Origin of the sequence: Cryptosporangium phraense, assembly GCF_006912135.1 — a bacterium.
Classification (GTDB): Bacteria; Actinomycetota; Actinomycetes; order Mycobacteriales; family Cryptosporangiaceae; genus Cryptosporangium; species Cryptosporangium phraense.
Genome location: NZ_VIRS01000013.1, coordinates 189,884 through 215,288 on the forward strand (window position 1 = coordinate 189,884; position 25,405 = coordinate 215,288).

Sequence of the window (25,405 nt, forward strand, 5' to 3'; positions counted from 1 at the left end):
CATGGCGTGACCAGGCAGGACGCGCCCTGGCGAGTGAGGCGTCGCGCCGGTGGAGTAGGGGCCATGACCGACACCCGTACCGTCCTGATCACCGGCTCCACCAGCGGCATCGGCGCCGCCACCGCGCGTGGGCTGGCCGCCCTCGGGTGGCGCGTCGTCGTCACCGGGCGGGACCGGGCACGCGGCGACGCCGTCGTCGACGGGATCCGGGGCAGCGGCGGCGACGCGGTGTTCGTCGCCTCCGACCTGACCGGGCCGCCCGAGGCGCTCCGGGAGTTCGCCCACGCCGCGACCGACGCGGCCGGCGGACGGCTGGACGCCGTGGTCCACAACGCCGCACTGTGCCCGGCCGTCGACACGGTGTCGCTCACCGACGCCGATCTGGAGGCGGCGCTGGCGGTGAACGTCCGGGCCCCGCACGTGCTGACCGCGGCGCTGGCCCCGGCGATGGCCGCCCGGGGTTCCGGCGCGATCGTCGTGATCGGTTCGTGGATGGCCCACGTCGGGCACGCGTTCGTCGGGCTCTACTCGGCGACCAAGGCGGCCGAGATCCAGCTCGCCCGCAGCTGGGCCGCGGAGTTCGGGCCGCGCGGTGTGCGGGTCAACACGGTCTCGCCCGGAGCGACCCGCACCCCGATCAACGCCTCCGACGACGACGTCCTCGCGTCGATGACCGCCCGGACACCGGCCGGACGTCCGGGAACGCCCGAGGAGATCGCGGACGCGGTCGCCTGGGTGCTCGACGACCGCGCGGGCTACGTCCACGGCGCGGAGATCGCGGTGGACGGCGGCATCACCGCCACCCGGGCCTGAACCGTCACGTCGTAGGGGTGCGGCGGCGGGCCCGGGAGGCTCTGAGGTTGAGTTGGTTGCCGCAGGTCTTCATGTCGTGCCAGACCCGGGTGCTGTTGCGGGACCGGTCGTAGAACGCGGCCGCGCAATCGGGGTTCTGGCAGGTCTTGAGGCGGGCCAGCGTGCCGGTGTGGGCGGCCAGCAGCGCCTCCAGCGTCACCAGGGAGGCGAGGCCTGCGGCGCCGTTCTTGCTCGGCCGGTACGTGGGCCGGCCGGCGCTGATCGAGATCTCCGCGGCCAGCGCGTGACCGGCGCCGCCGCCGGTGATCCAGCCCCGGACGTCGTCGCGCAAGGAGCGGAGCGGGGCCAGGTCGCGGGGGCCGACGACGAGCGCGGGTGGCTCCTGCCCGGTCTGCTCGCTCCAGGCCCGGAGCGACTCGTCGAGCCACTGCTGGGCCGACATTTCGTCGTCGAGCCGGTCCGGCAGGCCCGCAGCGGCGATCGGGGACGTGTTGACCAGCGCCTGGACGAGGCTCAGCCCGCCGGGAGCGGGGGAGACCGCACGGCGGCCATCGGACGACATGCGGCGACCATAACCCGATCGACCGACAGGTGCGTAGCACTGACGGCAATGTCACACGACGTTGCCGTAGCGCCTACGGTGGTGTCAGGCTGCTCGTCATGACAAACACGCTCAACGGAACCGTCGCCCTCGTCACCGGCGCCAGCAGCGGTATCGGCGCGGCCACCGCCCGCGCCCTCGCTGCCCGGGGCGCGAGCGTCGCGCTCGTCGCCCGCCGCAAGGACCGCCTCGACGAACTCGCCGCCGACATCCGCGCCGACGGCGGTACCGCGCTGGCGATCGAGGCCGACATCACCGACCCGGCCCAGGCCCGGTCGGCGGTCGAGCAGGCCGTCGCGAGCCTCGGCCGGCTCGACACGCTGGTCAACAACGCCGGGGTCATGCTCCTCGGCCCGATCGAGGACGCCCCGGTCGAGGAGTGGGACCGGATGGTCGCGATCAACGTCCAGGGCCTGCTCTACACCACCCACGCGGCCCTGCCCCATCTGCTGGCCGCCGCGTCGGCCGGTCCCCGCGACTCGGCCGACGTCGTCAACGTCAGCTCGGTGGCCGGACGCGTCGCCCGCAGCGGCTGGGGCGTCTACAACCTCACCAAGCACGGCGTCGGCGCGTTCAGCGAGTCGCTGCGTCAGGAGGTCGCCGGCCGGCACGTCCGGGTCACGCTGATCGAACCGGGCGCGGTCGCCACCGAGCTGGCCAGTCACATCCGGCCGGAGATCCGGGCCGCCGCCCAGCGCGCGTTCAGCGACCTCGAACTGCTCACCGCCGAGGACGTCGCCGAGACGATCGCGTTCGCGGTGACCCGGCCGGCCCGGGTCGTCATCAACGAGATCCTGCTCCGGCCGGACACCGCGGCCTGACTCACAGCGCCGTGATCGCCTCCGCGAACGCGGCCAGACCGGCCCGGTAGAAGCGCGGGCCGTAGGAGACCCGCGCGACCCCGAGCTCCCGGAGGACCGGCAACGTCAGCTCGGGACCGCTGTTGCCGTTGACCGGGCCGCCGATGCCGTCGACGAGCTGGGCGAGGACGTCCCGGCTCCCGACCCCGATCGGATACACGCAGTCGGCGCCGGCCTCCCGGTACAGTCGCCCGCGCCGGGCGGCCTCGGCGACCCGGTCGCCCTCGGCGACCAGGCTCGTCGGGAGGAAGACGTCGACGCGCGCATTGATGACCAGTGAATCCCCGGCCGCGCGCACGTCGGCCAGCCAGCCCGCCTGCTTCTCGGCGTCCTTCAGGCCGCCGGCCGCGTGGTCGCTGTCCTCGAGGTTGCACCCGACGACCCCGATGGCCAGCAGACGCTCGACGAGCTCGGTGGGCGCCAACCCGTAACCGGCCTCGGCGTCCATCGTGACCGGCACCGACACGGCCCGGGCCAGGCGCGCGTTGGCGGCGAACATCTCGTCGACCGGAGCGCCCTCGCCGTCGGGGTAGCCGAGCACCGCGCTGATGGCCGCGCTGGCGGTCGCGACGGCGGGGAAGCCGGCCTCCTCGACGACGCGGGCGCTGGCCGCGTCCCAGGCGTTCGGGAGGAGGAGCATCTCGCCGTGGTGCAGGTCCCGCAGGGTGGTGGCGAGCCGCCCGAGGTCGCTGGTCGTGGTCATGCGTGTTCTCCTGTCGGGTGGTCGAGGCTGATGAGGACGGTGGCGCGGCCGTCGGCCGTCGCCGTGCGGTCGCGCGGGACGAGGAGCGCGACCGGGAGGGAGAGCACGGCGATCGCGCAGCAGGCCCACCAGGCGTAGTGGAACCCTTCGGTCAGAGCGACCGGCAGCGACGCTCCGCCGGCCAGCACGGTGCCGGTGTGCGTCGTGGCGACCGTGCTGGCGATGGCGACGCCGAGAGCGCCACCGATCTGCTGGGCGGTGTTGAGCAGTCCGGACGCGACCCCGGCCTGGTGTTCGGCGACCCCGGCCAGGCCGGCGACCGAGACCGGGATGAACCCGAACGCGGTCCCGGCGCCGGTGAGGACGAACGGCCCGGCAAGGTCCGGCCAGAAGTGGCCGTCGACCGGAACCCGGGTGGTCCAGGCGATCCCGCCGGCGATCATCGCCATGCCGATGGCCATGACCGGGCCGGCGCCGATCCTGGTCGTGAGGAACTGCGACAGCCCGGCCAGCGCGATCGACATGAGCGAGGTCGCCAGCCAGGCCAGCCCCGTCTGGAGTGCGCTGAAGCCCAGCACCTGCTGCAGGTAGAGCGTCCCGATGAACAGGAAGGCGTAGAAGCTGCCGCCGAGCGCGAACCCGACGACGTCGGCCCGGCCGACGGAGCGGTTCGCGAGCATCCGCAGCGGCAGCAGCGGCTCGATCACCCGGGCCTCGATCGCGACGAACGCGAGCAGGAGGAGGCCGGAGACCATCAGCAGACCGATCGTGCGACCGGTCGCCCAGCCCTCGTCCGGAGCGGTGGAGATCGCGTACACCAGCAGGAGCAGCCCGGCGGTGACCGTGGTGGCCCCGAGCAGGTCGTAGTGACGGGTCGTGGCCTCCCGCCGGGACTCGGGCACGACCCGGAAGGCCAGCGCGATGGCGGCGAGCCCGATCGGGACGTTGAGGAAGAAGATGTACTCCCAGCTGCCATAGCGGGTCAGCGCGCCACCGGCGAGGAGCCCGACGGTGGCGCCGGCCGCGGCCAGAGCCCCCCAGACGCCCAGCGCCCGGTTCCGCTCCGCGCCCTCCGGGAAGAGCGTCAGGACGCTGGAGAGCCCGGCCGGGAGGACGACCGCCGCACCGGCGCCCTGCACCGCGCGGAAGACGACGAGCACCAGCGAGTTCTCGGCCAGTGCGCAGGCCAGCGAGGCCGCGGTGAAGACGGCCATGCCGACGACGAACATGCGCCGCCGGCCGAGCAGGTCGGCGAGACGGCCGCCGAGCAGCAGCAGGCCCCCGAACGCGAGCCCGTACGCGGTGACGACCCACTGGAGGTCCGACTCGGAGAAGTCGAGATCCCGGCCGATCGTCGGCAGGGCGACGTTGACGATGGTCAGATCGACGATGGTCATGAAATATCCGACGGCGAGCACGCCGAAGGCGCGCCAGCGGTACAGCGTGGTCATGGAGAGCCTCGTTTTCAGGCGACCCGGGTGATCGTCTTGAGCACCAGCGGGTCGAGACCGAAGTTGGTGACGTAGCGGAGGTCGAGGCCGGTCAGGAACAGGACGGTGCCCTCGTCGAACGAGCCCTGTTCGCCGGACCAGCATTCGAGGTGGAGACGGCCGCGCAGCACGACGACGACGGCGCCGGCCCAGTCCGCCTCGGAGTAGTCGAGGCGGTCCGCGGGCGGGATCGTGATCGTGGTGCTCCGGCAGCCGGGGATCGGGCGGTCGCCGCGGAAGAGCGACTCGGGGTCGGTCATGGCCGCAGGGTCGGAGCGAGGCCGAACCAGCGGCCCACCTCGGGCTCGAACCGGGTGAGCGCGCTGACCAGTCCGCCACGGACGGCCACCACCTCGACGGCGGCCAGGTGCAGCAGCCCGGTGGCCGGGTCGGCGTGGTAGTGACCCCAGGCCGGCTGGGTGTTCGCGCGGGTCGGAACCGCGAGCGCGATCGGTTGCCGGTCGGCCGCCAGCGCGCTGAAGAACCGGTGCGCCGCGTCCCGGCCGTGGTACTCGTACGGCGCCGGTGGCATCGTGAGCCACACGTCGTCGGACATCAGGTCCACCATCGCGTCGACGTCGAACGCGAGGAACGCGTCGACGAAGCGCTCCAGGAGCGCCTCGTCCTCCTTCGAGGGCGTGTCCGGAATCGGCGGGCTGCTCCGGCGCAGCGTGGCCCGGGCCCGCTTGAGCGCGTTGTTCGCCGCGACGACCGTGATGTCCAGCATCTCCGCGGTGTCCTTGGCCGGGTAGCCGAGGACGTCACGCAGGATCAGCGTGGCGCGCTGCCGCGGGGGGAGCTGCTGCATCGCGGTCACGAACGCGAGCGTGATCGCCTCCCGGGACTCGTAGCGGGCCTCCGGGCCGGGCCGGCGGTCGGGCACCGCGTCGAGCAGGGCGTCCGGGAACGGCTGCAGCCAGGCCACCTCGCCCAGGCTCGCCGGGGCCGGGACGCCCGCGGGGAGCGTCGGCTGGGGACGCCGGGTCGCCGAGCGCCGGTGGTTGAGGCACCGGTTGGTGGCGATCCGGTAGAGCCACGTCCGCACCGAGGAGCGGGCTTCGAACTCGGCCAGCCCGGTCCAGGCGGCCAGCAGCGTCTCCTGCGTGACGTCCTCGGCGTCCTGCAGCGACCCGAGCATCCGGTAGCAGTGGACCTGCAGCTCGGTCCGGTAGGGGCCGACCAGCGCGTCGAACGCGTGCTGGTCGCCGCGCCGGGCCAGCTCCAGCGGCGAGGGCATGGGACTCCTTCCCGGGATCAGACGCCGGCCGCGAACATCGCCAGGTTGGTCCGCTCCAGGGTCTTGACCGGCCCGGCGTCCCATCCGCTGGCCGCGCCCGCGGACAGGGCGTCGGGGAAGATGTCTTCGGCTCCGGCCTCGTATCCGTCCAGGATCGCCGCCGCGACCTCGGCCGGGGAGGCCTTGGGGAGGTCGAGGTCCCGGACCATGTCGGTGTCGATCGGTCCGGCGTAGACGCCGTGCACGGAGACGCCGGCGGCCAGCAGCAGCGCGCGCTGCGACTGGGTGAGCGAGGCGGCGGCGGCCTTCGACACCGCGTAGGACGGCATGACCGGCACCGGCGCGATGGCCCCGAGCGACAGCACGTTCACGATCGACCCGGCGGCCCGGCTGAGGTGCGGAATGAACGCGGTGCTGACCGCGAGCAGCCCGAAGAGGTTGACGGCGAGGTGGTCCTCGAGCGTCTCCCGGCCGTCGAGCCGGTCGGGCAGGCAGAGGCCGGCGTTGTTGACGAGGACGTCGAGCGCGTCGATCCGCGCGGCCGCCGCGGCGACGTCGGCCGGGTCGGTGACGTCGAGCGGAACGGCGGCGACGCGCGGGTCGGCGTGGGGCACCGGATGGCGCATGCCCGCGTAGACCGTGCCCGCCCCGCGGCGCAGCGCCTCGGTCACGAGGGCGTATCCCAGCCCGCGATTCGCTCCGGTGACGAGGACGGTCTTGTCGGCGATGGTGCGGCCGGCCATGGTGGCTCCTGTTCTCGAAGGTGTCGGACGACTGGGTAGACACCACGGCCGGACCGAAGTGGTCGGTCCGGCGCCGAGAAGTTGCGCCCGGGGGTGTGCCGAGCCGATCAACGGGAAGGTCGATGCGCCGAGACCGCCTACGCCTCGGTGAGGACATCCCATGATCCACAGTGAAACGACCGTCGGGCTGGTGGCGACCCCGCCCGACCATCCGGCCCGCGTGACCGCCCGGCTCGCCGCCGAGCTGGCCGACCGGTGGACCGTCCGCGAGGGCTGGGGTGAGGTGGCGCCCCGCCGCGACGGCGGGGCCGAGGCCCTGCTCGACGACGTCGCCCGCCGGCGCGCCGACGAAGGCTGGGACGTGGCGATCTGCCTGACCGACCTGCCGCTGCACGCCGAGCGGGTACCGCTGGTCGCCCAGGCGTCGACCCGGCGCCGGGTCGCGATCGTGTCGCTGCCCGCGCTGGGCCTACGTCAGCTGGCCGCGGTCCGCGAGATCGTTCCGGATCTGGTGGAACGGCTGCTCGGCGATGCGTCCGACGATCGTCGGCCGGCCGCCGTCCACCGGGTGATCGGCGACGACGAGGCGCGCTACGTGGCGTCGTCGCTGATCGGGCGGGTGCGCCTGCTGGCCGGGATGATCCTGGCCAACCGCCCGGGGCGTGCGTTGCCGGGCCTGTCCAAGCTGCTCGTCGGCGCCTTCGGCACCGCGGCCATCGCGCTGGCCAACTCCAGCGTCTGGAAGCTGGGGGAGGCGCTCGGCGCACTACGGCTCACCGTGATCATGCTCCTGGGGCTGGGCGCGCTGGTGACCTGGCTGATCGTCGCCCACGACCTGTGGGAGACGGCCGGCGGTGACACGTCGGTCGAGCTGGCCCGGCTGTTCAACCTGGGGACGATCGGCACGCTCGCGCTGGCCGCGGCGGTGTGTTACCTCGTGCTGTTCGTCGGAACGGTGCTGGTCGGGGCGCTGCTGATCGACACGTCCGTATTGGGGGAGGCGTTGCAGCGGCCGGTGCACCTCACCGACTACCTGACGCTCGCCTGGCTCATCAGCTCGCTGGCCACGGTGGGCGGCGCGATCGGCTCCGGGCTGGAGGACGAGGAGACGGTGCGGGCCGCCGCGTACGGCTACCACCCCGAACCCGGCGGCTGGCGGGACGAGCGGTGATCCGCCGGGTTTGCGGCTTCTTCCGGAGGGTAGTCGGCGGTCCACTCGGCGCGCCTGGGGCCGTCGGGATCCGCTATCGGAGGCTTATCCGTGACTCGACTAGAAACCCGACCACCGGAAATCCGGGAAACGACGAAGGACAGACACGACGAGGTACAGCGGCGGGGCCGCGGGCTCGGCTGGATGAGCCTCGGCTTGGGCGTGGCCCAGCTGGTGGCCCCGAACGCGGTCCGCCGGATCAGCGGCGTCGACGATTCCCCGACGTCGCGGGCGGTCGTCCCGCTGGTCGGCGCGCGGGAGCTGGTGCACGCGGCCGGGCTCCTGACGAGCCGGCGCAAGGGCGCCTGGGCCTGGACCCGGGTGATGGGCGACGCGATGGACCTGACCGCGCTCGGCGTGGCCATCTCCCACCGCGCCGGCCAGCGTCGCCGCCGGCTCCTGGGCGTCACCGGGGCCATCGTCGGCATCACGGCGGTGGACCTGCTGACCGCCGTGCAGGCCACCCGAAGCACAGCAACCTCAGGCCGAGGAGGACCCATGGAACTGACCGCCACCACGACCGTCCGCATACCCGCGCCCGAGGTCTATACGTTCTGGCGCGACCTGCAGAACCTCCCGACGTTCATGGCGCACCTGGAGGAGGTCCGCACCACCGGTGACCGGACGAGCCACTGGACCGCGGGTGCGCCGTTCGGTCAGAACGTCGAGTGGGACGCCGAGATCGTCGACGAAGCGGCCGGCGAGAGGATCGCCTGGCGGTCGACCGGGGACGCCGACGTCCCGAACGCGGGCACGGTCCGGTTCGTCCCGGCTCCGGACGGGGTGAGCACCGAGGTGCACGTCGTCCTGACCTACGACATCCCGGGCGGCCCGGTCGGCAAGGCCGTCGCCAAGTACTTCGGCGAGGAGCCGCACCAGCAGCTCGACGACGACCTGCGCCGGTTGAAGCAGGTGCTGGAGACCGGCGAGGTGGTCCGGTCCGACGGAGCTCCGTGGGGCAAGCGGGCCCGCAAGGAGTTCCCGCAGCGTCCGGCCCAACCGCTGTCGGACGACGAACTCGCGAAGGGAGCGGACGCATGAGGGCGAACACCTGGGCCGGCCGGAACAAGGTCGAGGTCCGTGACGTACCGGATCCGAAGCTGCTGAACCGCCGCGACGCGATCGTGCGGATCACCTCCACCGCGATCTGCGGCTCCGACCTGCATCTGGTCGACGGCTACGTGCCGACGATGCAGGACGGCGACGTGATGGGGCACGAGTTCATGGGCGAGGTGGTCGAGGTCGGGTCCGACGTGCCCGGGGACCGGCTGCGGGTCGGCGACCGGGTCGTCGTGCCGTTCCCGATCGCCTGCGGCGCGTGCGGGGCGTGCGCGGCCGAGCTGTACTCGTGCTGCGAGAACACCAACCCCAACGCCGGGATCGCGGAGAAGATGTTCGGTCACCCGGTCGCCGGCATCTTCGGCTACTCGCACCTGACCGGCGGCTTCGCCGGTGGTCAGGCCCAGTACGCGCGGGTGCCGTTCGCCGACGTCGGCCCGCTGAAGATCGAGTCCGACCTCACCGACGAGCAGGTCCTGTTCCTCTCCGACATCCTGCCCACGGGTTACATGGGGGCGGAGATGTGCGACATCCAGCCCAGCGACGTCGTGGCGGTGTGGGGCGCCGGTCCGGTGGGCCAGTTCGCGATGGACAGCGCCCGGGTGCTGGGCGCCGCGGAGGTCATCGCGATCGACAAGGAGCCCTACCGGCTGGAGATGGCCGAGCGGGCCGGGCACACCCCGGTGAACTTCGACGAGGTCGACGTGCGGTCCCGGCTGCTGGAGCTGACCGGTGGGCGCGGGCCGGACAAGTGCATCGACGCGGTCGGCCTGGAGGCCACCCACGGCAGCGCGCACATCGCCGCGTTCGACCGGGTCAAGCAGGCCGTGCGGTCGGAGAGCGATCGTCCGCACGCGCTGCGCCAGGCGATCCTGTCGTGCCGCAGCGGCGGTGTCGTCTCGGTGATCGGCGTGTACGGCGGCCTGGTCGACAAGTTCCCGGCCGGGGCCTGGATGAACCGGGCCCTGACCCTGCGCACCGGGCAGTGCCACGTGCAGCGGTACATGGAGCCGCTGCTGCGGCGCATCGAGGCCGGGGAGATCGATCCGACCCGGATCATCACCCACACTCTCCCGCTCGACGAGGCCGAACGGGGCTTCGAGCTGTTCAAGAACAAGCAGGACAACTGCGAGAAGGTCGTCCTCAAGCCCTGAGGACCACAAAGTCCCGGCCGTCGTGCATGAGAACGCGGCGGCCGGGAAGGCGCGGCTATGACCAAAGAAATGGAAGGCGACAACCGGAAGCGGCGCGCGCTCGCTCGCGAGGCGCGCGAGGAGGGCCGGAGCCCGAGCGAGAGCGGAGCGACGCTGGGCTCGTCCAAGCAGCGCGAGCACATCCGCACGGGCCGGCGGGACGGTCCGCCGCCGGCCGGCCCGCACAAGCCCGGGCCGCAGGCTCCGGTCGAGCGCGGCCGGCCCGAGGACGGCGAGCCCGCCACCGCGCGCGACTCCGGCGGCGGCGAATCCGCCACTCCGGACGAAGGGGCGCTGCGCCTGCGCTACCGCGAGGTGGTCGGTGGGGCCGCGGAGCGGGCCGGCGTGGAGTTCGACGACGCCAAGCGCGCGGCCCGGGCGGCGATCGCCGTGCTGGCCGGCGTACTCGGCCCGGCCGACCGGCGGCGCCTGCTGGCCGCCCTGCCGGCCGAGCTGACCGACGGGCCACGCTTCCTGGCGCCGACGCCGCCGGCCGCGGAGGCCGACTTCGTGCGGGCCCTGGCGCTGCTCGCCGGCTGCGAACCCGAGCAGGCCCTGCGCCGGGCCCAGGCGGTGTTCGCCGCGATCAACCACGAGGACCCCGACCTGCTGCGGGCGTTGGACGTACCGGACGGGCTCGACGACCTGGTGCTGACCTTCAGCGGGTGAGGCGGATCCAGCGGTAGCCGTACCCGTTCAGCGCGAGCGCCCCCAGGTCGATGTCCCGGCCGTAGTCGCTGTCGCCGAACAGGTTGAGCGGACGGTGCCGACCGGTCAGCGAGTCGTGGAGGTCCAGGCAGCACGGCACGTCGTCGAGGTTGTGGAGGAAGACCGTCGTCGTGTCGTCCAGGTCGGCCCGGTGGACGAGCACGCCCGGCTGCCCGGTGGTGAGGACCTCGTGCTCGCCGGCGCCGATCTCCGGGCATTCGCGCAGAGTGTGCAGTATCCGCTCGAACCACGACAGCATGCTGGTCTCGTCGAGACGCTGATCGGTGACGTTGACGTGCTGGTAGCCGTAGTCGCCGACGTCGATCACCGGCGTGATCACCCGCTCGGCCGGCGCGCCGGAGAATCCCGCACCGGGGCCACCGTCCCACTGCATCGGCGTCCGGATCGCCCGTCGCTCCGGGAGGCGCAGGTCCTCGCCCATGCCGATCTCGTCGCCGTAGCGCAGCACCGGCGTGCCGGCCATCGTCAGCTGGAGGCTGTAGGCGAGCTCGATGCGCCGGCGGTCGCCGCCCAGCATCGGCGCCAGTCGACGGCGGATGCCCCGGTCGTAGAGCTGCATGTCGGGCTCCGGCCCGAACTCGGCGAACACGTCGGCGCGCTCGGAGTCGCTCAGGCCGCCGAGGTCCACCTCGTCGTGGTTGCGCAGGAACGTCGCCCACTGCGCGTGGTCGGGAAGATCGGGCAGCGCCGCCAGCGTGTCCCGGATCGGCTGCGGATCGCGTCGGGCCAGCGCGAGCATCATCGCCTGGTTGAGCCGGAACGCGAACAGCATCGTCGTCCGGCTGGAGGTGCCGTCGGCGCTGCCGAAGTACTCGAGCAGCTCGGCGTCGGCGACGTTGGCCTCGGCCAGCAGCACGGCGTCGCCGGTCCGCCAGGACACCCGCTCACGCAGGTCGCGCAGGAACCGGTAGTCGGGCCGGCGCTGCCTGCCGGTTTCGATCAGGAACGGCGCGGCGTCGATCCGGAACCCGGCGACCCCGAGCCGTAACCAGAACTCGGCGATCTTCCCGATCTCCCGGCGCACCGCCGGGTTGTCGGTGTTGAGGTCGGGTTCGGTCCGGTAGAACCGGTGCCGGTACCAGGCCCCGGCCCGTTCGTCGAACGTCCACGTCTCCTTCTCGACGCCGGGGAAGACCTGACCGCTCCAGCGGTCGGGAGGCTCGGTCTCGGACCAGACGTACCAGTCGCGGTACTCCGACGCCGGGTCCTCCCGGGCCGCGCGGAACCAGGGATGCTGGTCGCTGGTGTGGTTGACCACCAGGTCCATCAGGACGCGCAGCCCCCGCTCGTCGGCCTCGGCCAGGAACAGGGCGAAGTCGCCGAGGTCGCCCAGGCACGGGTCGATCGCGTAGTAGTCGACGATGTCGTAGCCACCGTCGACGCCCGGCGACGGGTGCACGGGGTTGAGCCAGATCGTGTTGACGCCCAGACGGGACAGATAGTCCAGGCGATCGGTCAGACCGGGGAAGTCTCCGATGCCGTCGCCGTCGGAGTCCTGGAAGAGCCGGACGTCCACCGAGTAGATGACCGCGTTGCGGTACCACCGTCCGGGCATCACTCCTCCACGAGCAGGCCCTCGCGGAGCCGGCTCAGCGTCGCCGAGAGCAACCGGGACACCTGCATCTGCGAGACGCCGATCTCCTCGGCGATCTCGGCCTGCGTCTTGTCGAACACGAACCGCAGGTGCAGCACGTACCGCTCGCGGGACGGCACGCCCTCGAGCAGCGGGATCAGCGACTCGTGGTTGTCGACCGCCTCCAGCGCCCGGTCGTCGTCGCCGAGCGTGTCGGCCAGCCGGGCCGCGCCCTCCTGCGGGCGGACCGGGGTCTCCAGCGAGACCGCCGAGAAGGCCACGCCCGCGTCGAGCCCCTCGATCACCTCCTCCTCGCTGAGGTTCAGGTAGGAGGCCAGATCGCCGGTGCTCGGGGCGTGGTCGTCCCGCTGGGCCAGGTCCCGCCGGGCCGCGTGCACCAGGAGGTACAGCTCCTTGATCCGCCGGGGCACCCGGACGGCCCATCGGCGGTCCCGGAAGTACCGCCGGATCTCGCCCATCATCGTCGGCACGGCGAACGCGAGAAACGGGGAGCCGCGGTCCGGGTCGAACCGGTCGATGGCCGAGATCAGCCCCACTCGAGAGATCTGGACGAGATCGTCGAACTCCACCCCGCGCCGCGCGTACCGGCAGGCGATGTGGTCGGCGAGCGGCAGGTGGACGACGACCAGGTCTTCACGCACCCCGGCGCGCCGCGGATCGTCGGCCGGCAGCGCGGTCAGACGCCGGAACAGCCCTTCGACGGTCGCGTAGTCGTCGTAGCGGGGTTCGGAATCGGGCGGGCGGTCAATTTCGAGGACGCCGGGGGACACAGGCCATCACTCCTTCCACGACGGACGACGGAGACGGAACGGCCACACCGCACGTTCACAGAGCCGATCGAGGACGCGCATGCACCTGGAGGGGCGAACTATCGCGGTCCCCTCGGCCCGGGAGCACAGAGATTCGCGGAGGGGTTTCGTCCCGGACGAATAGGGCAGGGGGCGGGAGCCACTGTTCTGTTTGAGCCCGAGGAGACGGGGCACAGATGTCGCCCGAAATGCCCGGCACGAAATCCGACGAGCCGGAACGCCCGGACGACTGGTGGCGGGAGCAGCTGTCGAACCTCTACGGCCTGTTCGTGGTCTCGATGATGATGTTCGACGGGCGCGATCCCGACGACATCCTCCGCCTGGCCACCACGTCCCTGCCCGCGCTGTGCGCGTGCACCCTCGACTCGGTGTACCTGCGGGTCGAGGAGGTGCTGGCCCCCGCGCACGGCGACCGGCCCGATCCGGTCCTGGTGGAAGCCCTGGTGAGCCTGGACGGCCACAGCGGGCCGATCCCGGCCGCGGACGGCGGGTGGCGCTGGGCGATGGCGCTGGGAAGCCCGGCCGAGCTGCTCGGCTATCTCGTCGTCTGCTCCGCCGACGCCCCGTCCGCCGACGAGTTCTTCCTGGTGAAAGCGCTCGCCCAGCAGACGTCCGGCGCGCTGGCGAGCGCGCGGCTGCATCAGCGTGAACGCGAGCAGTCGGCGGCGCTGCTGGCGCTGAACACCGAGCTGCAGACGCTCAACGGCCGGCTCTCGACCACGGTCGCCCGTCTGGAGAAACAGACCGAGGTGCTGGAGCGGCTCAGCGAGGCCACCGCGTCCGGCGCGGGCGAGGCCGGGATCGTCCTCGCCCTGCACGAGCTGACCGGCCTGCCCGCGGTCGTGGAGGACCGGTTCGGCAACCTGCTGGCCTGGGCCGGCCCGGACCGGCCCGACCCCTATCCCAAGGCGGTCGCGCACCGGCGGGAGGGGCTGCTCCGGCAGGCGGCCGCGGTGCCGCATCCGATCCGCGTGCAGTCCCGGGTGATCTCGCTGGCCAAGCCGCGGCAGGAGGTGCTCGGCGTGGTCGCGCTCGTCGATCCGCGCCACGCGGCCGGTGACCAGGAGGTGTTCGCGCTGGAGTACGCGACCACGGTCCTGGCCCTGGAGCTGTCGCACCAGCGCAGCCTGGCCGAGGCCGAGCTGCGGCTACGCCGTGACCTGGTCGACGACCTGATCGCGGGCACCGACGAGCACAGCGCCTATGCCCGGGCCGACGCGCTCGGCCACGATTTGCGCGGCCCGCACCACGTCGTCGTCGTCAAATGGAGCCGGACGCAGACCGACGACGCGGTGGCGTCGGCCGCGGCCGGGACGGTGGGCGCGTTGCAGCTGCCGAGCCTGATCTCCCGGCGGGCCGGCAGCGTGGTGCTGCTCGCGCACGGGTCGCTGGACGGCGACGGTCTGCACCGGGCCCTGGCCGAGAAGCTCGGCGGGACGGCCGGAGCGATCGGGATCGGCGGCCGCTGCCGGGGGCCGACGGACGTCCCCCGCTCGTACTCCGAGGCGGTCCGGGCGGCCGACGTCCGGCGCGACTCCCGATCTCCCGATGGCGTGACCTCGTACGACCAGCTCGGGCTCTACCGGATCCTGGACACCGGGGCCGGTAGCGGCGCGGTCGAGGAGTTCGTGCAGGAGTGGCTGGGGGAGCTGCTGGCCTACGACCACCGCAAGAACACCGACCTCGTCCACACGCTCTCCCAGTACCTGGAGTGCGGCGGCAACTACGACGAGACCGCCGCCGCGCTCCTCATCCACCGCAGCACTCTGCGCTACCGGCTCGGCCGGATCCGTAAGATCGGTGGACACGATCTCAACGACGTCGACGACCGGCTGAACCTGCACGTAGCCACTCGAGCCTGGCAGGTGCTCCAGCGGCCGGAGTGAACGGAGAGCCAGTGCCGGAGACGACCATGGCCGCGACGCTCGGCGGGGTGTCGCTCGACGCCGGTGACCACCTCTGCGTCTTCTACCGGGGGCAGGAAGAGCGCGACCGGTTGCTGCTCCCGTTCCTCGCCGAGGGGCTGCGGGCCGGTCACGCGGTGCTCTACCTCGGTCGGGAGGGCGAGAAGGACACGATCGCGGCGCGGCTCGGCGGGCGCGGCAACCTCGAAATCGGCGAGCCGGAAGACGGGCACCTGCGCGACGGCCGGTACTCCCCGGAAGACCTGTTCGAGCGTCTCGACGACTGGGTCGCGCGCACTCTGTCGTCCGGGGCCGCGCCGTTCGGCCGAACCGCCGGCGACATGAGCTGGGCGAGCCGGCTGATGTCGCCGGGGCTGGTGCCGGAGCTGGTCGGCGAGGAGATCGCGGTCACCCGCTGGCTGCGTCAGTACCCCCTGGTCGTGCTGTGCCTGTACGACCTCGATCTGTTCGGCGGCGAGCTGATCATCCCGATGGTCAAGGCCCATCCGAAGGTCTGGATGGCCGGCACGCTGGTCGAGAACCCCTACTACCTGCGGTCGACCGAGAGCGTGGTCCGTCGCTGACATCGATGCGCGTTCGACGCGCATCCGTTCGGACCGTTTCGGCGGCCCCGGCCGGGTAGCCCCGCCGGCATGGGTGAGTCGGCAATTCTCTCGGCCCGGAGGGCCTTCGTGTCGTTAGGGGCCGGTGCGGCCGTGGCCGCCGTGGCGGTGGTTCTGGGCGTTCCGGACGTCGCCCCGCTGGCCGGCTGGGTGGTGGCCGCCACGACGATCCTGGTCTGGGTCTGGCGGACGAGCTGGCCGCAGGGCGAGGCCGGCACCAAGCGCCTGGCCGAAGCGGAGGCCCACACCCGCTCCACCGACACCTGGGTGCTGCTGGCCGCGGTGGCCAGCCTGGCCGCCGTGGTGTGGACGCTGGTGCGCTCGTCCGGCCAGCAGGATCCGCAGGCCGTCGCGGCGGTGATCCTGAGCGTGCTCGCGGTCCTCCTCTCCTGGGCGCTGGTGAACACGGTGTTCGCGCTGAAGTACGCCCGGCTCTACTACCTCGACACCGACGGTGGAATCACGTTCAACCAGCCCGACCCGCCGGCCTACAGCGACTTCGCCTACCTGGCGTTCACGATCGGGATGGCGTTCGCGATGGCCGACAACGAGCCGAACACCAGCGAGATCCGGAAGGTGGTGTTGGCCCACTCGCTGCTGTCGTACGCGTTCGGCACCGGCGTCCTCGCGGTCGCGATCAACCTGGTGACGAACCTCGGCCAGAGCTGACCCACCTCCTCAGAACACGATCGGCAGGATCCCGGTCAGCCGGGTCGCGGCGAGCATCCGGCACAGCAGCGGCGTGGGCTCCGCGAGCCCGAGGGAGACACCGTTACCGCCCAGGTACGCCCGCGCGTCCACCAGCCCGGTCAGCCCTCGGGCGTCGACGAACGACAGGCCGGCGCAGCCGAGGACGGCACGGTCACCGATGGCCGTCTCCAGGTGCCGGACGCAGCGCCGCAGCTCGACCGCTCCCTCCCGGTCGAGCTCGCCGAGGAGGTCGATGCGGTGATCGCGATCGGTCCGCGCGACTCGTACTAGCATGTCGCCACGTTCCTCCGCGGGCGGCTCCCGGCGCCTGAGCACCGCAGGTCGAAAAGTCCGCCGTTCGTGGGCCTGGCGAATCGAACCCGGCCTCGTCGTCCACATCGGAGGGGCGGGTAGGCTGGCGGCTCCAGGTGACGGACGCTTCCGAAAGGCCACCGCGATGACCCCCGACGCGATCCGCACCGACGTGGCGCACTCCGCCCGGATGTACGACTTCCTGCTCGGCGGCAAGGACAACTTCGAGGTCGACCGGCAGGCCGTCGCGCAGCTGCTCGTCGCGTCTCCGCAGATCCGCGACCTGGCCCGGGACAACCGGCGGTTCCTCCGCCGGGCCGTGCGGTACCTGGCCGGCGAGCGGGGCATCCGGCAGTTCCTCGACATCGGCACCGGCCTGCCGACCTCGCTCAACCTCCACGAGGTCGCCCAGGGCGTCGCCCCCGAGGCGCACGTCGTGTACGTCGACAACGACCCGCTGGTCCTCGTCCACGCCCGGGCCCTGCTGGCCAGCGCGCCGGAGGGCCGCACCGCCTACGTCGAGGCCGACCTGCGGGAGCCCGCCACGATCCTCGGCGCGGCCGAGCTGCGCGACACGCTCGACCTCGACCGGCCGATCGCGCTGAGCCTCCTGGCCATCCTGCACTTCTTCACCGCCGAGGCCGACCCCTACGGGATCGTCGCCACGCTCGTCGACGCGCTCCCGTCCGGCAGCGCGCTGGTCATCAGCCACGCCACCTCGGACTTCCTCACCGAGGAGATGCGCCGCACGGCCGAGATCTACCAGCGTCAGGGCATCGCGGGCACGGCCCGCTCCCACGACGAGGTGCTGCGTTTCTTCGACGGTCTGGGGCTGGTCGATCCCGGGCTGGTCCTGGTCAACGACTGGCGGCCCGACGGCGAGTCCGCCCCCGACGCGCCCCGCGGCATCTACGGCGGGGTCGCGTTCAAGCCGTAGCAACGTCACATCCGGCACTACTTGACCCGGGCGGCGAGCGGCCGACGACGAGGACATGCCCCCTGTCAAGGTTCTCCGAGTCGCCGCCGCCCTGGTGCTGCTCAACGCCGGCTGGCTCGCGCTCGGGCTCGTCCACGTCTGGAGCCATCCGGCTCTCGGCTGGGTGACCTTGCCGGTCGGGGCGCTGCTGGCCGGGCTCGCCTGCCGACAGGTGGCCCGCGCCCCGGAGCTGGACGTCTCCACCCGCCGGTTCTGGGGCCGGATGGCGCTGGCCTGCGTGTTGCTGACCGCGGCGATCGTGTCCAACGCGGTCGACGCGGTCGGCGGGGCCACGCTGTCGCAGCGGGTCGGGCCGGTCACGGTCACGCTGTACCTGCTGATGCTCGCGCTCGTCCTCTGGGCGCTGTTCCGCCTGCCGTCGTGGGAGCGCAGCCGCAGCGACTGGGCCCGGTTCGGGCTCGACGCGTTGATGGTGATGATCACCGTCGCCGCGCTGACCTGGCATTTCCTGCTCCGCAACCACCAGGAGTGGAACGCCCAGACCGGCTCGGCCGGGGCCCTGATCTCGATCGTCGTGGTCACGTTCCTGTCCGTGGCCACGTTCACCAAGGTCGCGTTCGCCGGGGCCGGCCGCCTCGACCGGCGGGCGATCCGGATCCTCGCGGCCGGCGCCGCGATCGCCTCGACGTTCGGCAGCCTGTCGCCGCTCCTGGTGTCCCGCCCGTACCTGTCCACCAGCCTGATCGCGGTCCCGATCGCGTCGCTGACGATCCACCTGGCCGCCGTCCGGCAGCTCCGCGCGGGCAACCGGCCGCCGGCCCGGCGGCGCCGGTCCCGGCGCGTCAGCCTCGTCCCCTACCTCGCGGTCGCCATCACCGACGCGTTGCTGCTGGCCACCAGCACGACGGACGGGAACGAGACGTTCGTGATGGAGCTCACCGCGGTGACGCTCACCGTGGTGGTCGTCATCCGGCAGATCCTCGCGCTGCGCGACAACAACCGCCTGCTGGGCACCGTCGACGCCCAGCTCACGCACCTGAAGGGCTACCAGAACGAGCTCGAGTACCAGGCGACGCACGACAGCCTGACCGCGGCCGCCAACCGGGCCCTGCTCGAACGGCACGTCCAGCGGCTGCTGGCCGAGCGGGAGCCGTTCCACCTGATGCTCCTCGACGTCGACGACTTCAAGACCGTCAACGACCGGCTCGGGCACGGCGTCGGCGACGCCCTGCTCACGCTCGTCACCAACCGGCTGACCGACGCCGTCGACTACCGCGGCCTGGTGGCGCGCCTCGGCGGCGACGAGTTCGCGATCGCCGTTCCGGCGGTCGCGGCCCCCGGTAACGCGATCGAACACCTCCTGGACGACGTCGTGGCCGCCGTCCGCGAGCCCGTCGAACTGGCCGGCCACACGCTGGTCACCGGGACCAGCGTCGGCATCGCGACCAGCCGCTCCGACGACACCGCGTCCGAGCTCCTGCGCCGCGCCGACGTCGCGATGTACTCGGCCAAGGGCGCGGGCGGCAACGGCTGGCGCTGGTTCGATCCGGCCATGGACCAGGCCGCCGACGAGACCGCCCGGCTCTCGGCCGACCTGCGCACCGCGCTGGCCGACGGGCAGATCTTCGCGCTGTTCCACCCGATCACCGACCTGGAGACCGAGACGCCGATCGGTGCCGAGGTGCTCATGCGCTGGCAGCACCCCGAGCGCGGGCTCGTGCCCCCGGACGTCTTCATCCCGCTGGCCGAGCGCAACGGCAGCATCGTCGAGCTCGGGTACTGGGTGCTCGAGTTCGCCGCCCGGCAGGCCGCCGACTGGCAGGGCCGGTTCGGCGACCGGGCGCCGGCCAAGGTGAGCGTCAACGTCTCGGCCCGGCAGCTGGCCGAGCCGGACTTCGTCGACCGGGTCGAGGCGATCCTGCGGGAGACCGGCGTCGACACCTCCGGGCTCGTCCTGGAGGTGACCGAGACCGCGGTGCTCACCACCGACGTCGCGATCGCGCAGTTGCACCGGCTCAAGGACCTCGGTCTACGGGTGGCCCTGGACGACTTCGGCACCGGCCACTCGTCGCTGAGCCTGCTGCTCGACAGCCCGGTCGACGTCCTCAAGGTCGACAAGTCGTTCGTCAGCGGCACCAGCGCGAACGGCGCCGGCGCGATCATCACGAAGAACCTGGTCGGGTTCGTCAACGACTTCGGCATCGAGGCCGTCGCCGAGGGCGTCGAGACGCAGGCGCAGGCCGCGACCCTGCGCCGGGTCGGTTACCGGCTCGCGCAGGGACACCTGTACGGCCGCCCGATGGCCGCCGAGGACTTCGAACGCCTGTTCACCGCGCACCTCGGCGCCTCAGAGCGCGGCCCCGGGCAGGGTGAGGGTGAACGTCGAGCCGTGGCCGGGGGCGCTGGTCGCGGTGAGGTCGCCGCCGTGGGCGCGGGCCAGCTGGCGGGCGATCGGCAGGCCGAGGCCGCTGCCGCCGGTGGCGCGGGTACGTGACGTGTCGGCCCGCCAGAAACGGTCGAAGATCCGGGACAGGTCCTCGGGCGCGATGCCTGCGCCGGTGTCGGTCACCGCGATCTCCAGCGCGCCCGGCCGCGCCGGCGGCACCGCCGTTCCCGGCGGCGCCGGCGGCACCGACAGCGACACGGTGACCGTGCCGCCCGCGGGCGTGTGCCGGATCGCGTTCGACAGCAGGTTCCCGACGATCTGACGCAGCCGCACCGGGTCCACCAGAACCTCCGGGTCCGCGTCGGCGGTGAGTCCCAGCCGCACCGCGGTGCCGGCCCGCTGGGCGTCGAGCAGCTGCTCCAGCAGGTCCCGCACGTACACCGGCTCCGGGTGGACGCGCAGCGTGCCCGCGTCGGCGGCGGCGAGGTCACGCAGGTCGTCGACAACGTGGTTGAGCAGGATCGACTCTTCGACGAGCACGTCCAGCACCTCGTCGTCGACCGTGACCGCGCCGTCGCGGGCGCTCTCCAGCCAGGCCCGGATCGTGGCCAGCGGGGTGCGCAGCTCGTGCGCGATGTCGTTGACCATGTCCTGGCGCTGCCGTTCCAGCGCCTCCCGGCGCGCGGACAGCTCGTTGAACGCCTCGGCCAGGTACCCGATCTCGTCGCGGGTGGTGACCGGCACCGGCCGGCGGACGTCCCGGCGGGCGGCATCGGTGAGCGTCCGCAGCGGGCGGACGAGACGGCGTCCGGCGACGACCGTGGCGACGCCGGCGATCAGCACCACCAGGACGGTCGTCCCGACGATCCCGAGGACGTCCCGGGCCGAGAGCGGGGCCGCGGTCGCGGGGGCGGCGACGCCGGTGACGAACAGCAGCGCGGGCGGCGCGACGAACGGCTCGAGCTGGGCCCGGCGCTCCAGGTCGAGGCACCGCTGCACCTCCCCGTTCGGTTCGACGCCGGCGATCGTGAACGTCGGGGTGACGGTCAGTCCGGTCCGGCCCGAGCATCGGGCGACCGCGGCGCTCAGCGCGGCCAGCGGAGCCCGTTCGGCGCCGACCGGGGTGTCCAGCGCGGTGCCGGAGCAGAATCCCGACTCCTCGGTGTCCGCGCTGACCCGCTGGATCCGCGGCCGTCCGCTCGGGGTGCGGACGATCTCGGCCGCGACCCCGGTCTTGCGCAGGCACGACACGAGCGCGCCCGCGGCCTTGTCCAGCAGCTGCCGGTCGGCCCCGCTCACCCGGTACGGGCCGACCGCCCGCGGGTCGATCAGTCCGCCGGTCGCCCGGGTGATGCCGGCGTCCAGCGAGAGCGGATCGACGGTCGCGGTGGGGACGTCGGAGACCGCGGCCGCGTCGGCGGCGTCGGCCGGGGAGGCCGCGATCACCCGGCGGCGCGCGTCGGTGAGCGCGATCCGGCTGCCGGTCAGGTCGGCCAGCCGGCGCACGGTGGACTCGGCGCCGCTCCAGTCGGGGTGGGTCGCCGCGTACTCGATCAGCGTGTCGTAGACGTCGGTGTCGGACGTCAGCGTGCGGCTGCGCTCCTGCGTGACCGCCCGGCGGGTCAGCTCGGTCGAGAGCCAGGCGGTGGCCGCGCTCGCGCACACCGCGATGAGCAGCGACGTCGCCAGCAGCCGCACGACCAGACTCCGCCGCAGCGGAACGGCTCCCTTCACCGGCTCGCGTCGATCAGCTTGTAGCCGACGCCGTAGACGGTCACCAGGTACGCGGGCCGCCGGGGGTTCGGCTCGATCTTGCGGCGCAGGTTCGAGACGTGGGTGTCGATCGCCCGCTCGGTCGAGTCGCGTCCGTAGCCGTTCGTCTGCTCGAGCAGGTTCGCCCGGGTGAACACCCGCTCCGGGTGGCGCACCAGCGTGGCCAGGATCGCGAACTCGTCCGGCGTGCAGTCGACGACCGCCTCGCCGACCCGGACCTCCCGGCGCGGGACGTCGACCGCGATCGGACCTACCCGGAACACGTCGGGAACCATCGGGTCGGCCCGGCGCAGCAGCGCGCGGACCCGGGCCACCAGCTCACGCGGCCGGTACGGCTTGGTCAGGTAGTCGTCGGCGCCCCGGTCGAGGCCGGCCAGCAGGTCGTCCTCGCTGGTCCGGGCGGTCAGCATCAGCACCGGTACCCCGGACTCCCGACGCAGGGCCGCGCACACGTCCAGGCCGTCGAGCTCCGGCATCATCACGTCCAGCACCACGAGGTCGGGGCGCAGCCGCCGGGCCTGGTCGAGCGCGGTGCGGCCGTCGTGCGTGATCGTCGTGCGGTAGCCGGCGGACTCCAGGCAGCGGCGCAGGATCTCCGCGTGTTTCCGGTCGTCCTCGGCCACCAGGAGGTGGGCGGACACCCGGCCGACTATAGGTCGCGAACTGCGCGGACTCCCGGAACGACGGATTTCTCGCACGCCGACAACTTCCTGACATTCGCCCGCCAGTCTCCTCGTCATGCTCATCGACGGACGACGACGCGCGGTCATCGCGGCGGTGGTGACGGTGGTGGTCCTCGGGGTCGGCGCGGCCGTCTGGGCCGTGGCGACCCGACCGCCGGAGAAGACCGCCCGGACGGCCCGGGCGGTCGCGACCGTCGCGGTCACCCGCGCCGATCTGTCGACCGGCCGCTCGCTGAAGGGGACGCTCGGCTACGGCGCCCCGCGGACGCTGAAGGCGGGCCGGGAGGGCGTGGTGACGTGGCTCCCGGCGGCCGGTGACGTCGTCGAGCCGGGCGAGACGCTGTACCGCGTCGACGACGACCGGATTCCGCTGTTCGTCGGGAGTCCGCCGCTGTACCGCACGCTCTCGGCCCCGAACACCGTCGGGCGTGACGTCGCGATGGTCGTCAGCAATTTGAAAGCGCTCGGGTACCACGTCGGCCGTCAGCCGAAGGCGGGTTCGTACGTACCCGAGCCGTCCCCGTCTCCGGAACCGTCGGAAACGACGGACGAGCCGACCGCGGACCTTTGGGTGCGGGTCCGGGAGGGTGACGGCGTCCTCACCGACGCGGTGATCCGCGCGATCGAGGCCTGGCAGCACGACCTCGGCCTCACCGAGGACGGGACGCTCGCGGTCGGGGACGTCGTGGTGCTGCCCGGCGCGGTGCGCGTGGACGCGGTCAGCGCCCAGCCCGGCGATCCGACCGGCGGAGACCTGATGCAGGTCACCCGTACTACCAAAGTGGTGACCGCCACCGCGCCGCCCGAGGACGCCGACGCGTTCGCCGAGGGCACCACCGCGACCCTGCACCTGCCCAGCGGGACCGACACGACCGGCAAGGTCACCGCGGTCGCGACCACGATCCCGACCGACGACACCACCGGCGACCAGCCGCCGCAGCTCTCGATCACGCTCGCGCTCGACGACCCGGCCGCGGCCGGCCGCCTCGACGCCGGCGACGTGGACGTGGAGTTCGCAGGGGAGAAGCGGCCGGGGGTCCTGGTCGTCCCGGTCACCGCGCTGCTGGCGCTGCGAGAGGGCGGCTACGCGCTGCAGCGCGAGGACGGAAGCCTGATCGCGGTCACCACCGGGCTGTTCTCCGACGGGATGGTCGAGGTCGAGGGCGCCGGGGTTGCCGAGGGTCTGAAGGTCGTGACGACCTCGTGAGCCCGGTGCTGTCCGTGCGCGACGCCTGCCGCACGTATCCCGGTGGGCTCGTCGCCCTCGACCGCGTGAGTCTCGACGTCCGTCGGGGTGAGCTGCTGGCGATCGTCGGACCCTCCGGTTCCGGCAAGTCGACGCTGCTGAGCCTGATGGGGACGCTCGACCGGCCGACGTCGGGGAGCGTGGAGCTCGACGGGCAGGACGTCGCCACGCTCAGTGACCGGCGGCTGTCCGCGCTGCGCGGGCGGCGGCTGGGCTTCGTGTTCCAGCAGTTCCACCTCACCGACGGGCTGAGCGCGACCGAGAACGTGGCCACCGGCCTGCTCTACGCCGGGGTGCCGCGGCGGCGGCGCCGTCCGCTGGCCGAGGCCGCGCTGGAGCGGGTCGGGCTCGCCCACCGCCTCGGTCACCGGCCGCACCAGCTCTCCGGCGGCGAACGGCAGCGGGTCGCGATCGCCCGGGCGATCGTCAACGAGCCCGCGCTCCTGCTGGCCGACGAGCCGACCGGCGCGCTGGACACGGCCACCGGCCGGGCCGTCCTGGACTTGTTCCACCGCCTGCACGGCGAGGGCTCGACGATCGCGATCATCACCCACGACCGCGACATCGCGGCCGGCCTGCCCCGCCGGGTCGAGGTCCGCGACGGCCGGATCGTGAGCGACGGCCGATGACCGTGCACCCCGTCCGGCTGGGCCTTCGCGACCTGCTCTCCCTCGGCACGATCGGCCTGCGGACGCGACGCCTGAGGGCCGCGCTCTCGGCGCTCGGGATCGCGGTGGGCATCGCGACGATGGTCGCGGTCACCAGCATCCCCGAGTCCAGCGAACGGGCGCTGATGGACCGGCTGGCCGCGCTCGGCCCGAACCTGCTGCAGGTGGCGCCCAGCGAGAGCGCGGGCGACGAACCACGGCTGCCAGTCGAGGCACCGGCGATGGTGGCCCGGATCGCGCCGGTCACCGCGGTGGCCGCGGTGGCGAACACGCACGCGGTCGTGCGCCGCTCGGACCTGATCGATCCGAAGGACGGCTCCGGGCTGACCGTCCTGGCCGCGCGGCCCGGCCTTCTCGGCGTTCTCGACGCCCGGCTGAGGGAGGGACGCTTCGCCGACGAGACGTTCCCGACCGTGGTGCTGGGGTCGGTGGCGGCGACGCGGCTGGGGGTGCCGGCGGTTTCGGCCGCCCCGGTGCAGGTGCTGATCGGCGACGTCCGGTTCTCGGTCGTCGGGATCCTCGACCCGACGCCGCTCTCGCCCGAGATCGACCGGGCCGTGCTGGTCGGCTGGGGCGCGGCGGCGGCCCGGCTCGGCTTCGACGGCCACCCGACGACGCTCTACGTGCGGGCCGAGGAGCCGGCGATCGAGGCGGTCCGGGCCGTGCTCCCGGCGACCGTGAGCCCCGACAACCCGGGCCGGGCCGTCGTCAGCCTGCCGTCCGACGCCCTGGTCGCCAAGCGGGCCACCGAGCAGACGTTCTCCGTCCTGTTCGTGGGGTTGGCGCTGGTCGCGCTGCTGGTCGGCGGGATCGGCGTCGCCAACACGATGGTGATCTCGGTGCTGGAGCGCCGGTCCGAGATCGGGCTGCGCCGGGCGCTCGGCGCCAACCGGGGGCAGATCCGGGCGCAGTTCCTCACCGAGTCCGTCGTGCTGTCGGCCCTCGGTGGCGGGGCCGGGACGCTCCTGGGCGTCGCCGGGACCGCCGTCTATGCCGTGCACCACGGCTGGCCGGTCGTCGTGCCGGTCGGCGCGGTCGCCGGTGCTCTGGGCGGTGCGCTGCTGGTCGGCGTGGTCGCCGGCGTTTATCCGTCCGTTCGTGCGGCGCGGCTCACTCCGACCGCGGCGCTCGCGTCCGTATGA

The 25,405-nt window shown here is 72.9% G+C and carries 24 protein-coding genes and 1 pseudogene; 14 read left to right on the forward strand and 11 right to left on the reverse strand.

What is annotated here, in order from left to right; all coding sequences use genetic code 11:
• The first annotated feature begins 63 nt into the window (after positions 1-63).
• Positions 64-813, forward strand: coding sequence for an SDR family NAD(P)-dependent oxidoreductase (locus tag FL583_RS19780; RefSeq protein WP_142706167.1), 750 nt, complete (start codon positions 64-66; stop codon positions 811-813).
• Positions 814-817: 4 nt separating this feature from the next.
• On the opposite strand, the gene FL583_RS19785 is transcribed toward FL583_RS19780, so the two are convergent.
• A complete protein-coding gene (locus FL583_RS19785; protein WP_142706168.1) occupies positions 818-1,375 on the reverse strand; it encodes a CGNR zinc finger domain-containing protein in 558 nt (185 codons plus the stop codon).
• Positions 1,376-1,473: 98 nt separating this feature from the next.
• On the opposite strand from FL583_RS19785, the gene FL583_RS19790 reads away from it, so the two are divergent.
• Complete coding sequence (locus FL583_RS19790) at positions 1,474-2,235, forward strand: SDR family NAD(P)-dependent oxidoreductase (protein ID WP_142706169.1); 762 nt, start codon at positions 1,474-1,476, stop codon at positions 2,233-2,235.
• 1 nt (position 2,236) lies between these two features.
• Here the strand turns inward: FL583_RS19790 and FL583_RS19795 are convergent, their stop codons facing one another.
• Genes FL583_RS19795 through FL583_RS19810 form a run of 5 tightly spaced genes read right to left on the reverse strand, consistent with a single transcriptional unit; the run spans position 2,237 to position 6,447 of the window.
• Complete coding sequence (locus FL583_RS19795; RefSeq protein WP_142706170.1) at positions 2,237-2,977, reverse strand: isocitrate lyase/PEP mutase family protein; 741 nt, start codon at positions 2,975-2,977, stop codon at positions 2,237-2,239.
• Positions 2,974-4,428, reverse strand: a complete 1,455-nt coding sequence (locus tag FL583_RS19800) for a DHA2 family efflux MFS transporter permease subunit (RefSeq protein ID WP_170323748.1) — start codon at positions 4,426-4,428, stop codon at positions 2,974-2,976. Before FL583_RS19800 ends, FL583_RS19795 begins: the two co-directional genes overlap by 4 nt.
• A 14-nt stretch (positions 4,429-4,442) precedes the next feature.
• Positions 4,443-4,727, reverse strand: coding sequence for a hypothetical protein (locus FL583_RS40210; protein WP_170323749.1), 285 nt, complete (start codon positions 4,725-4,727; stop codon positions 4,443-4,445).
• Positions 4,724-5,704: an RNA polymerase subunit sigma-70 gene (locus FL583_RS19805; RefSeq protein ID WP_142706172.1), complete on the reverse strand. Its 981-nt coding sequence runs from the start codon at positions 5,702-5,704 to the stop codon at positions 4,724-4,726. The genes FL583_RS40210 and FL583_RS19805 overlap by 4 nt, the downstream gene beginning before the upstream one ends.
• 17 nt (positions 5,705-5,721) lie before the next feature.
• On the reverse strand, positions 5,722-6,447 hold the full coding sequence (locus FL583_RS19810; RefSeq protein WP_142706173.1) for an SDR family NAD(P)-dependent oxidoreductase: 726 nt from the start codon (positions 6,445-6,447) through the stop codon (positions 5,722-5,724).
• Between the two features lie 160 nt (positions 6,448-6,607).
• On the opposite strand from FL583_RS19810, the gene FL583_RS19815 reads away from it, so the two are divergent.
• The 4 genes from FL583_RS19815 to FL583_RS19830 all read left to right on the forward strand — a co-directional run bounded on the left by FL583_RS19815 (position 6,608) and on the right by FL583_RS19830 (position 10,578).
• Positions 6,608-7,618, forward strand: a complete 1,011-nt coding sequence (locus tag FL583_RS19815) for a hypothetical protein (protein ID WP_142706174.1) — start codon at positions 6,608-6,610, stop codon at positions 7,616-7,618.
• Between the two features lie 183 nt (positions 7,619-7,801).
• The gene (locus tag FL583_RS19820; protein WP_205752287.1) at positions 7,802-8,698 is read left to right on the forward strand and encodes an SRPBCC family protein; all 897 of its coding nucleotides are present in this window, start codon (positions 7,802-7,804) and stop codon (positions 8,696-8,698) included.
• Positions 8,695-9,870, forward strand: coding sequence for a zinc-dependent alcohol dehydrogenase (locus tag FL583_RS19825; RefSeq protein ID WP_142706175.1), 1,176 nt, complete (start codon positions 8,695-8,697; stop codon positions 9,868-9,870). Before FL583_RS19820 ends, FL583_RS19825 begins: the two co-directional genes overlap by 4 nt.
• A gap of 57 nt (positions 9,871-9,927) precedes the next feature.
• Positions 9,928-10,578, forward strand: a complete 651-nt coding sequence (locus FL583_RS19830) for a DUF2267 domain-containing protein (protein ID WP_142706176.1) — start codon at positions 9,928-9,930, stop codon at positions 10,576-10,578.
• Here the strand turns inward: FL583_RS19830 and FL583_RS19835 are convergent.
• The gene (locus FL583_RS19835) at positions 10,568-12,193 is read right to left on the reverse strand and encodes an alpha-amylase family protein (RefSeq protein WP_142706177.1); all 1,626 of its coding nucleotides are present in this window, start codon (positions 12,191-12,193) and stop codon (positions 10,568-10,570) included. The two genes, FL583_RS19830 and FL583_RS19835, sit on opposite strands and share 11 nt — an antisense overlap.
• On the reverse strand, positions 12,193-13,002 hold the full coding sequence (locus tag FL583_RS19840; protein ID WP_240746745.1) for a SigB/SigF/SigG family RNA polymerase sigma factor: 810 nt from the start codon (positions 13,000-13,002) through the stop codon (positions 12,193-12,195). The genes FL583_RS19835 and FL583_RS19840 overlap by 1 nt, the downstream gene beginning before the upstream one ends.
• Before the next feature lie 215 nt (positions 13,003-13,217).
• On the opposite strand from FL583_RS19840, the gene FL583_RS19845 reads away from it, so the two are divergent.
• The 3 genes from FL583_RS19845 to FL583_RS19855 all read left to right on the forward strand — a co-directional run bounded on the left by FL583_RS19845 (position 13,218) and on the right by FL583_RS19855 (position 16,237).
• Complete coding sequence (locus FL583_RS19845; protein WP_142706178.1) at positions 13,218-14,927, forward strand: PucR family transcriptional regulator; 1,710 nt, start codon at positions 13,218-13,220, stop codon at positions 14,925-14,927.
• Between the two features lie 11 nt (positions 14,928-14,938).
• Positions 14,939-15,529: an MEDS domain-containing protein gene (locus FL583_RS19850; protein ID WP_142706179.1), complete on the forward strand. Its 591-nt coding sequence runs from the start codon at positions 14,939-14,941 to the stop codon at positions 15,527-15,529.
• 69 nt (positions 15,530-15,598) lie between these two features.
• Entirely contained in the window at positions 15,599-16,237 is a 639-nt protein-coding gene (locus FL583_RS19855; protein ID WP_142706180.1) for a DUF1345 domain-containing protein, read from the forward strand.
• A 9-nt stretch (positions 16,238-16,246) separates the two neighbouring features.
• Here the strand turns inward: FL583_RS19855 and FL583_RS19860 are convergent, their stop codons facing one another.
• Positions 16,247-16,552, reverse strand: coding sequence for an STAS domain-containing protein (locus FL583_RS19860; RefSeq protein WP_170323750.1), 306 nt, complete (start codon positions 16,550-16,552; stop codon positions 16,247-16,249).
• A 163-nt stretch (positions 16,553-16,715) separates the two neighbouring features.
• Here FL583_RS19860 and FL583_RS19865 point away from each other — a divergent pair, with 163 nt between their 5' ends.
• Together FL583_RS19865 and FL583_RS41765 are read left to right on the forward strand one after the other, a co-directional pair.
• Positions 16,716-17,507, forward strand: a complete 792-nt coding sequence (locus FL583_RS19865) for an SAM-dependent methyltransferase (protein ID WP_142706182.1) — start codon at positions 16,716-16,718, stop codon at positions 17,505-17,507.
• Between the two features lie 928 nt (positions 17,508-18,435).
• Positions 18,436-19,746: pseudogene (locus FL583_RS41765) on the forward strand (putative bifunctional diguanylate cyclase/phosphodiesterase); the annotation flags it as partial.
• Between the two features lie 108 nt (positions 19,747-19,854).
• On the opposite strand, the gene FL583_RS41770 reads toward FL583_RS41765, so the two are convergent.
• Both FL583_RS41770 and FL583_RS19880 read right to left on the reverse strand, forming a co-directional pair.
• A complete protein-coding gene (locus FL583_RS41770; RefSeq protein WP_142706183.1) occupies positions 19,855-21,627 on the reverse strand; it encodes a sensor histidine kinase in 1,773 nt (590 codons plus the stop codon).
• On the reverse strand, positions 21,624-22,307 hold the full coding sequence (locus FL583_RS19880) for a response regulator transcription factor (protein WP_142706184.1): 684 nt from the start codon (positions 22,305-22,307) through the stop codon (positions 21,624-21,626). The genes FL583_RS41770 and FL583_RS19880 overlap by 4 nt, the downstream gene beginning before the upstream one ends.
• A gap of 97 nt (positions 22,308-22,404) precedes the next feature.
• Here FL583_RS19880 and FL583_RS19885 point away from each other — a divergent pair, with 97 nt between their 5' ends.
• From FL583_RS19885 to FL583_RS19895, 3 genes are read left to right on the forward strand one after another with little or no spacing between them, the layout of a single operon-like run.
• Positions 22,405-23,556, forward strand: a complete 1,152-nt coding sequence (locus tag FL583_RS19885) for an efflux RND transporter periplasmic adaptor subunit (RefSeq protein WP_142706185.1) — start codon at positions 22,405-22,407, stop codon at positions 23,554-23,556.
• The gene (locus tag FL583_RS19890) at positions 23,553-24,224 is read left to right on the forward strand and encodes an ABC transporter ATP-binding protein (RefSeq protein ID WP_142706186.1); all 672 of its coding nucleotides are present in this window, start codon (positions 23,553-23,555) and stop codon (positions 24,222-24,224) included. Before FL583_RS19885 ends, FL583_RS19890 begins: the two co-directional genes overlap by 4 nt.
• Positions 24,221-25,405, forward strand: coding sequence for an ABC transporter permease (locus tag FL583_RS19895; protein WP_142706187.1), 1,185 nt, complete (start codon positions 24,221-24,223; stop codon positions 25,403-25,405). The genes FL583_RS19890 and FL583_RS19895 overlap by 4 nt, the downstream gene beginning before the upstream one ends.

Excerpts from the sequence above, each read along its gene's own strand:
- FL583_RS19780 (WP_142706167.1), top strand. The coding sequence starts at position 64 with ATGACCGACACCCGTACCGTCCTGATCACCGGCTCCACCAGCGGCATC.
- FL583_RS19815 (WP_142706174.1), top strand. The coding sequence starts at position 6,608 with ATGATCCACAGTGAAACGACCGTCGGGCTGGTGGCGACCCCGCCCGAC.
- FL583_RS19885 (WP_142706185.1), top strand. The coding sequence starts at position 22,405 with ATGCTCATCGACGGACGACGACGCGCGGTCATCGCGGCGGTGGTGACG.
- FL583_RS19835 (WP_142706177.1), bottom strand. The coding sequence starts at position 12,193 with ATGCCCGGACGGTGGTACCGCAACGCGGTCATCTACTCGGTGGACGTC.
- FL583_RS19795 (WP_142706170.1), bottom strand. The coding sequence starts at position 2,977 with ATGACCACGACCAGCGACCTCGGGCGGCTCGCCACCACCCTGCGGGAC.
- FL583_RS19810 (WP_142706173.1), bottom strand. The coding sequence starts at position 6,447 with ATGGCCGGCCGCACCATCGCCGACAAGACCGTCCTCGTCACCGGAGCG.
- FL583_RS40210 (WP_170323749.1), bottom strand. The coding sequence starts at position 4,727 with ATGACCGACCCCGAGTCGCTCTTCCGCGGCGACCGCCCGATCCCCGGC.
- FL583_RS19895 (WP_142706187.1), top strand. The coding sequence starts at position 24,221 with ATGACCGTGCACCCCGTCCGGCTGGGCCTTCGCGACCTGCTCTCCCTC.
- FL583_RS19830 (WP_142706176.1), top strand. The coding sequence starts at position 9,928 with ATGACCAAAGAAATGGAAGGCGACAACCGGAAGCGGCGCGCGCTCGCT.
- FL583_RS19820 (WP_205752287.1), top strand. The coding sequence starts at position 7,802 with ATGAGCCTCGGCTTGGGCGTGGCCCAGCTGGTGGCCCCGAACGCGGTC.
- FL583_RS19805 (WP_142706172.1), bottom strand. The coding sequence starts at position 5,704 with ATGCCCTCGCCGCTGGAGCTGGCCCGGCGCGGCGACCAGCACGCGTTC.
- FL583_RS19790 (WP_142706169.1), top strand. The coding sequence starts at position 1,474 with ATGACAAACACGCTCAACGGAACCGTCGCCCTCGTCACCGGCGCCAGC.
- FL583_RS19865 (WP_142706182.1), top strand. The coding sequence starts at position 16,716 with ATGACCCCCGACGCGATCCGCACCGACGTGGCGCACTCCGCCCGGATG.
- FL583_RS19860 (WP_170323750.1), bottom strand. The coding sequence starts at position 16,552 with ATGCTAGTACGAGTCGCGCGGACCGATCGCGATCACCGCATCGACCTC.
- FL583_RS19845 (WP_142706178.1), top strand. The coding sequence starts at position 13,218 with ATGTCGCCCGAAATGCCCGGCACGAAATCCGACGAGCCGGAACGCCCG.
- FL583_RS19800 (WP_170323748.1), bottom strand. The coding sequence starts at position 4,428 with ATGACCACGCTGTACCGCTGGCGCGCCTTCGGCGTGCTCGCCGTCGGA.
- FL583_RS19855 (WP_142706180.1), top strand. The coding sequence starts at position 15,599 with ATGGGTGAGTCGGCAATTCTCTCGGCCCGGAGGGCCTTCGTGTCGTTA.
- FL583_RS19785 (WP_142706168.1), bottom strand. The coding sequence starts at position 1,375 with ATGTCGTCCGATGGCCGCCGTGCGGTCTCCCCCGCTCCCGGCGGGCTG.
- FL583_RS19825 (WP_142706175.1), top strand. The coding sequence starts at position 8,695 with ATGAGGGCGAACACCTGGGCCGGCCGGAACAAGGTCGAGGTCCGTGAC.